The sequence below is a fragment of the Frankia tisae genome, from assembly GCF_025403405.1.
GTDB classification, from domain to species: domain Bacteria; phylum Actinomycetota; class Actinomycetes; order Frankiales; family Frankiaceae; genus Frankia; species Frankia tisai.
In genome coordinates this window covers 1-6,091 of the sequence record NZ_JANEZT010000387.1, presented here as the reverse complement: position 1 = coordinate 6,091, position 6,091 = coordinate 1, and the positions used below count along the sequence as shown (strand labels likewise).

Below are 6,091 nucleotides of genomic sequence, written 5' to 3'. Positions count from 1 at the left end.
TTCCAGGACGGCGAGGAGGTGCCAGCCACGGTCGTCGCCGGCGAACGCGTGGACCTCGTCGACGATCACGGTGCGGACGCCGGCGAAGAAGTCGCGATGGTCGGTGCGGACGCTGACGAGCATCGCTTCCAGCGACTCGGGGGTGGTGAGCAGGACGTCGGGCCGTTCGCGGCGGATCCGGTTGCGCCTGCCTTCGGTCACGTCGCCGTGCCAGACGGCGGCCTGGCGTCCGAGCCAGCCGGTGTAGGTCGCCAGCCGGGGCGTCAGGTTGTTCAGCAGCGCCTTCAACGGACACAGGTACAGCACCGACGTCCCCTGCCAGTTCTCGGCCGCCATCCGCGACAGGACCGGGAACATCGCCGCTTCGGTCTTCCCACTGGCGGTCGGGGCGAGCAGCAGCGCGTCCGAACCGGCGAGCAGCGGCGCGACCGCCTCCTCCTGCAACGGCCGCAGCCCCGGCCACTGCAGCGTGTTCACGATGTGGTGCACCACCACCGGATGCAGCAGATCCGCCGCGTCGGCCGCGTCGGCCGCGTCGGCCGCGTCGGCCTCGGTGGCCGCCGGGTCGACGGTCAATCCAGGTCCAGATCGATGTCGTCGGCGCGGGCGGCGTTGCGTTCCAGGTCGGTCATGTCGGCCACGCCGATGGTCAGCGGATAGTCGCGCCGGGGGGCGAAGTCGTCGAACTGGTCGACCCGGTCGAGCACGTCGGCGACGAGTTTCTTCAGGAACAGCCGGGGCGCGACGCCGACCTTCCCCCCGAGCCGCCCGGCGACCGCCCCGGCCAGCTCGCCGAGATAGGCGTCGTCGACGAGCGTGCCGATCCGGGCGGCCGCGTCGCCCGACGAACCGGCCGCGTACAGGTCCCGGACCCGCCCGCCGAGCTCGACCAGCGACGCCTCGGTGAACCCGGCCAGCCGCAGCTGCACGGCCCTCGGATTGTCGAACTTCGGGTTGGCGGTGAAGTCGGTCGCCAGCCGCTGCGCGAGCGGTGCGAGCCGCGCCACCCCCTGCGGGCCGTCGTAGAAGGCCGGCGTTCCGGTGATGACGAGGAACAGGCCGGGGAAACGGCCGCTGTGGACCTCGTCGATGAGCTGGCGCAGCGCGTTGAGCGCCTTGTCCCGCGCGTCGGAGCGGACCCGCTGCAGGGTCTCGACCTCGTCGAGGACGAGGAGCAGGCCGCGGAAGCCACTGTCCCGCAGCACCACCAGCAGCCCCTGCAGGAAGCCGAGCGCCCCGAAATGGTCCAGATCGCCGCGCACCCCGGCGGCGCGGCGCGCGCTGGCGGCGACGTGCGGCTGCCCGCCGAGCCAGGCGAGCACCGCCGCCGCCGTCGCCTCGTCGCCGGCGGCCAGCGCCGCCCGGTAGCCGCGCAGCGCCGCCGCGAACGCGGGCGCCGTGCGGCCGACGTCGGCGAGCCGCCGGTCGACCAGCTCGCCGACCGCCCGGTCGAGCGCCGCGGCGTCATCGCCCGCTACCCCATCGCCCGCTACCCCATCGCCTGTTGTCTCCCCGGCGGCGAGGACGTCCTCTTCCAGGGCGTAGAACCAGCCGTCGACGACATGGCGCAGCGCGCTCGGCGGGAACGTCGCGGTGGTCAGCCGCTCGGTCAGCCGGCGGTAGACGGTCTCCAGCCTGTGCAGCGGCGTCTCGTTCTCCGAGATCTGCACCTCGGCGGTGGCGAGGCCGGCCTTCTTCGCCCGTTCGGCGAGCCAGCGGGTGAAGAACGTCTTCCCGGAGCCGTACTCGCCGCGGACCGCCTTGAACACCGACCCGCCGGCGGCGACCGCGGACAGGTCCTCGGCGGCGACCCGCTCGAACCGGTCCAGCCCGACGGCGAGCAGGTCCAGCCCGGCGGCCGGCACCGCCCCGCGCCGCAGCGCGTCGAGCACATCCCTGCGCCGCGCCGCACTGACCCGACCGGCCTCGCCGTTCACCGTCGCCTCCCCGGTTCTGTCTGCCTCTCCGGATTTCGATTCTCCCGGATCGTCCGCCTGCCCGGACCCTGCCTTCCCGGAGCCACTCCCGTTCCACGAGCTGCTCTCCGGTTGGTCAGTGCGGTAGCCGGGCCAGTCCCAGGGCGGTTGATGTCACCACCAACCCAGCCTTCACCGACGGTGATCGTCCATTGGTAGATGGCGGCGGAGCTGCATAGCGTTGCGATTGCGGTGGCCGCAATTTTGGATCGTTGCGAGATCGGCCATGCCCTGTTGCGCGGGATCACGCTATCGTTGGCGAGTGATCCCTGGAGGGATCGCAACACCGAAAGGGGGTTGTGATGGACATTCCCGACGACGTCCCCCTGCCTGACGTTCCCCTGCCCGAGGTCGAGATCGTGGACGAGGAGCCTCCCAGATGGCTCGTCGAGGCTGCCCGGCGAGGCATGGCGGACTACGAAGCCGGTCGGTATGTGACGTGCGATTTCGAAACCTTTGACCGCCTGCTTACGGACGCTGCTGCCCACCCCGAGGCGAGCTGACGCACGTCGCTGGCACAGGCCACTCAGGGTGTCCACCACTTTGGTGGGCCGGGTGGCTAATGTGATCTCATGCCCACCTTCGACCCGGTCGCCGCGTTCTGGGCCGACTGGCGTCGGCTCCGGCCCGAGTAGAAGGCAGCCTTCCTGCGGGCACGCGACCTGTTCGTCAAGAGCCTCGCCGAGGGCGTATTCCACCCGTCGCTGCGGGTGAAGCGCTACCGATCGCTCCCGGGCGTCTACGAGATGACCTGGGCGCCGGACGGGCGGGCGCTGTGGGCCTACGGGCAGTCGGTTCCGGGGCAGCCTGGTCCGCACATCGTGTGGTTGCACGTCGGCACACACAAGATCTTCGATTGAGGCATGCCCGTCGGCCGATTTCAGGAGGTCAGCTCGAACTGGGCGCGCAACAGGTCGATGTTGAGGCGCAGAGTGTGGCCGTCGTCGATCGGCTCCAGCACAGGGTAGTTGTCGATGTTGAAAAGGCGCTGCAGGGTGACGGCGAAGCCGCCGGCCCGGGCCGGGCGCTCGCCGGCGCGCTCGGAGACGACACTCGTCGCCAGGGTTCCGTTCGCTCCGAGTAGCGCTCGTACCGCTGCCTCGACCTTTTCCACTGGCACCTTGCGGGCCAGCCCGTCGAGCTGGGACTGGAACAGCTCGGACGAGAGCAGTCCGGCGACGAGGAGGTCGACGGGATCCGCACGGCCGCTGGCCGTCGCCGTGGCTGCCGGGCCGGTGGCCGCCTCGGCGGGAAGCTCGAACAGGGCCGGGCCGGTCTGTTCCTCCGCGGACCTGCGTCGCCTACGGGGAAGCAGCGCTGTCTCCTGCGCCGGGGCGTTGACGGCGCGCTGCCCGACCAGCACGGTGTCGCCACCGCCGAGGCCGCGCAGGCGGTCCGTCGTCTCCAGCGACCACCAGCGTGGGCGCTGGTCGGGCAGCGGGCGCCAGCCGGGTGGCAGGTCGCGGCTCGTCGACGACGCGGAGAGGCGGAACGGCAGGAACGCCAGCACGGGCACCGTCACCTCGGCCGGCGACGCGCCGCCGTGGTAGCCGCCCTTGCGGCCCAGGTAGTGCAGAGTCGGGTCCCAGAGCGCGACGATCCGCCCGCCGGGCGCGAGGACCCGCGGCCCGGCCAGCGTCACCTCGCCATCCCCAACCCCGCCGTTTCCGGCCTCGCCGTCGCGGGCCTCGCCGTCGCGGGCTGCGCCGTTGCCTGAACCGGGGATGCGGTGCCGGGCGGAGGCGGCGTCGTCGGCGGCCAGCGCCTCGGCGCGATGGTCGACGACATGGCCGTGGTCGCTGGTCAGGATGACTGCCCGCCCGGCGGTCCGGGCGTAGCCCAGCACCGCGAGAAGCCGGCCGACGTCGGCCAGGTGCCAGCCGCCGTCGTCGCCCTGGCGGCCCTTGTCGAGCGTGTCGTCGATCGTGTTGATCACGACCGCGACCAGCGGGGTGTCCGACGTCAGCGCGTCGGTGAGCTCCCCGTCGAGCGCGGCGCCGGGTGCGCCGGCGAGATCGGCGTGGTGGAACAGCCGGGCGGCCCGCCTGCCCCAGCGCGGATGGCCCTCGAACTCGGCGGACTCCCTCGCCTTGTCGCCGGTGAGCAGCCGGCCGGCGAGCAGCGACGTCCGCGAGGTGGCGGTCACCGTCGGCAGCACGGCGACGGCCGCCCGCCGCCGGGCGGGGCCGGCCGGCTCACCGCCGAGGGATCCGAGCGGGTCGCATTCCTCCCAGCGTTCGCGGCGCAGCTCGGCGGCGAGCTGGGCGGCGACGGCGGCGCTCATCCCGTCGAGCACGACCAGCAGCGCCCGGCCGCCGCGGGCGGTCACGACCGGCGCGATCACCCGGTCGAGGACTTCTTCGATGCACAGCGGCCCGCCCTGCGCCACCAGTCCACCCTGCGCCGCCAGTCCACCCTGCGCCGCCAGGCCACCCTGCGACACCAGGCCGCCCCGCCTGCCGGTCGCGGTCCACACGGCGAGGAGCTGCGCGAAGGCGGCGTCGAGGGCACGGCGGCGCCGGGCTGCCACCCGGTAGAGGTCGCTGTACGCCGCGCCCACCGCGGGCGCGGGGTCACCGACGGCCAGGTGGCCGAGTGCGATGTCGGCCCAGGCGCCGTCGTCGAGGTGGGCGTCGAGGGCGCCGGCCAGCGTCGTCGGCTCGCCTGTCCGCTTCCGGCCGGGGTGCTGCCCGCCCGCGGGGTGCGCGGTGGCGTGCGAACCGGTGGGCTGGGTGGCGAGCCAGCCGACGAGCCGGGCGGCCATCGCGGCCCGTTCCACCTCGGGACGGTTGACGCCGGCCAGCAGGTGCTCGCGCAGCGATCCGACGGCGGTCAGGACGTCGCGGGCCGCGTGGGCGAGCAGTGTGCGGTCGACTCCGGACTCGGCGGCGGTGAGGACGTCGCGGACGGTGGCGGCGACGGCGGCCAGCCGGTGGCCGAAGCCGGCCCGCAGGATGTCACTCGCGGCGCCGGCCGCCCGGGCGTCCAGGTCGTCGAGCAGCCGCTGCGCGGAGGCGAGCAGGGCGGGGAGCGCGTCGGTCGGGTGCAGGGTCGCCGACGGGTCGCCGGCCGTCTCGAGGCCGAGCCGGCTGGCGCCTGGGCGGGCCGCCGCCAGCGCCGTCGCGACCACCTCGCGGACGGCGTCGGCGAACGCGCGCATGGTCGCGTCGTCGAGGCGAACGTGGCCGAAGTAGCGCTCCACCCGGACCTTGGCCCGCTCGACCGCCGCGACGTCCCCCGCGGCCGGTACCGGCGCGCCGGCGGTGCCGCGGCCGGGCCGGGGCCACAGGCAGTCACAGACCAGGCCGAGGGCGAGCGTCCGCTCGCCGTTGCCGGCGGCAACCAGGGTGAACAGGGCCCGTCCCGCGCGGCCGGTCCGCTCGACCAGGTACGCGGTGAGGCCGGCGCGTTCGTCGTCGCCGAGCCGGCGCAGCGCCTCGGTTGCGCCGGGGGCCGTCGTCCAGCGCAGCAGGGTGGCGATGTCCAGGTCGGCGGCGCCCAGGCCCAGCTCGGTCAGGCCGAGGCGGACGGCGGCCAGCTCCGCCAGCGCGTCCTGTCGGCTGAGCAGGCCACCGGGCCGGCGCGGCCAGCCGGCCGGGGGGCGGGCCTCCAACAGGGCCTGGGCGACCCAGCGGTACTCGAGGGCGCGTAGCCGCGGGTCGGCCCGGGTGGCGCCGAAGTCCTCCAGGACGGCGATCCACGGTTCGATGACGTCGACCCGCTGCCGGTAGACCTGAGCCAGGACGGAGTCGCCCAACGTCTCCTCGTCGGCATCGGTGAGCAGCACCAGCCAGCCGTCCTTGACCGGGTCACGGGCCCAGCGGGTGATCTCCTCCAGCACGGCGAGCGGTGACACGCAGGGCACCACGTGGACCGGCCGGCCGGCGACGTCCAGCTCGCCCGCCACCGACCAGTCCGGCTGGGCACGGACGAGCAGGACGCGCGGCTGGCAGCCATGACTGCTCTGCGCCGCGCGCCGCAGCCGAGCGACCCGGCCCCGCACGACGGCCGCGGTCACCCGAGGGGCGCCCGCGCCGACCGGGGCGGGCGGGCTGCCCTGGCCGGCCGGGGGCGACAGGGCGGTCACGGCGCCGGCCGCCAACTGATCTCGATCT

At 74.2% G+C, this 6,091-nt stretch carries 4 protein-coding genes; 1 reads left to right on the top strand and 3 read right to left on the bottom strand.

The genetic code is table 11. The annotated features are described in order from the left end of the window. Both NBZ85_RS26215 and brxD read right to left on the bottom strand, forming a co-directional pair. Nucleotides 1–576 (bottom strand): DEAD/DEAH box helicase (locus tag NBZ85_RS26215; RefSeq protein ID WP_261562794.1); only part of this gene is annotated, 576 nt, incomplete at its 3' end. Beyond that, on the bottom strand, nt 573–1,937 hold the full coding sequence (brxD, locus tag NBZ85_RS26210) for a BREX system ATP-binding protein BrxD (RefSeq protein WP_261559658.1): 1,365 nt from the start codon (nt 1,935–1,937) through the stop codon (nt 573–575). The genes NBZ85_RS26215 and brxD, both read right to left, overlap by 4 nt. Nucleotides 1,938–2,278: 341 nt before the next feature. Between brxD and NBZ85_RS26205 the strand changes: the two genes are divergently transcribed. Next, the gene (locus NBZ85_RS26205; RefSeq protein ID WP_261559660.1) at nt 2,279–2,479 is read left to right on the top strand and encodes a hypothetical protein; all 201 of its coding nucleotides are present in this window, start codon (nt 2,279–2,281) and stop codon (nt 2,477–2,479) included. A 377-nt stretch (nt 2,480–2,856) separates the two neighbouring features. On the opposite strand, the gene pglZ is transcribed toward NBZ85_RS26205, so the two are convergent. Then, nucleotides 2,857–6,078 carry a BREX-2 system phosphatase PglZ gene (gene pglZ, locus NBZ85_RS26200; protein ID WP_261562793.1) on the bottom strand — a complete coding sequence of 1,074 codons (3,222 nt, stop codon included), beginning with the start codon at nt 6,076–6,078 and terminating at the stop codon, nt 2,857–2,859. Between the last annotated feature and the right edge of the window lie 13 nt (nt 6,079–6,091).

What these genes read in the sequence shown, in the direction of transcription:
- NBZ85_RS26205 (WP_261559660.1), top strand. Translation starts at nt 2,279, where the DNA reads ATGGACATTCCCGACGACGTCCCCCTGCCTGACGTTCCCCTGCCCGAG.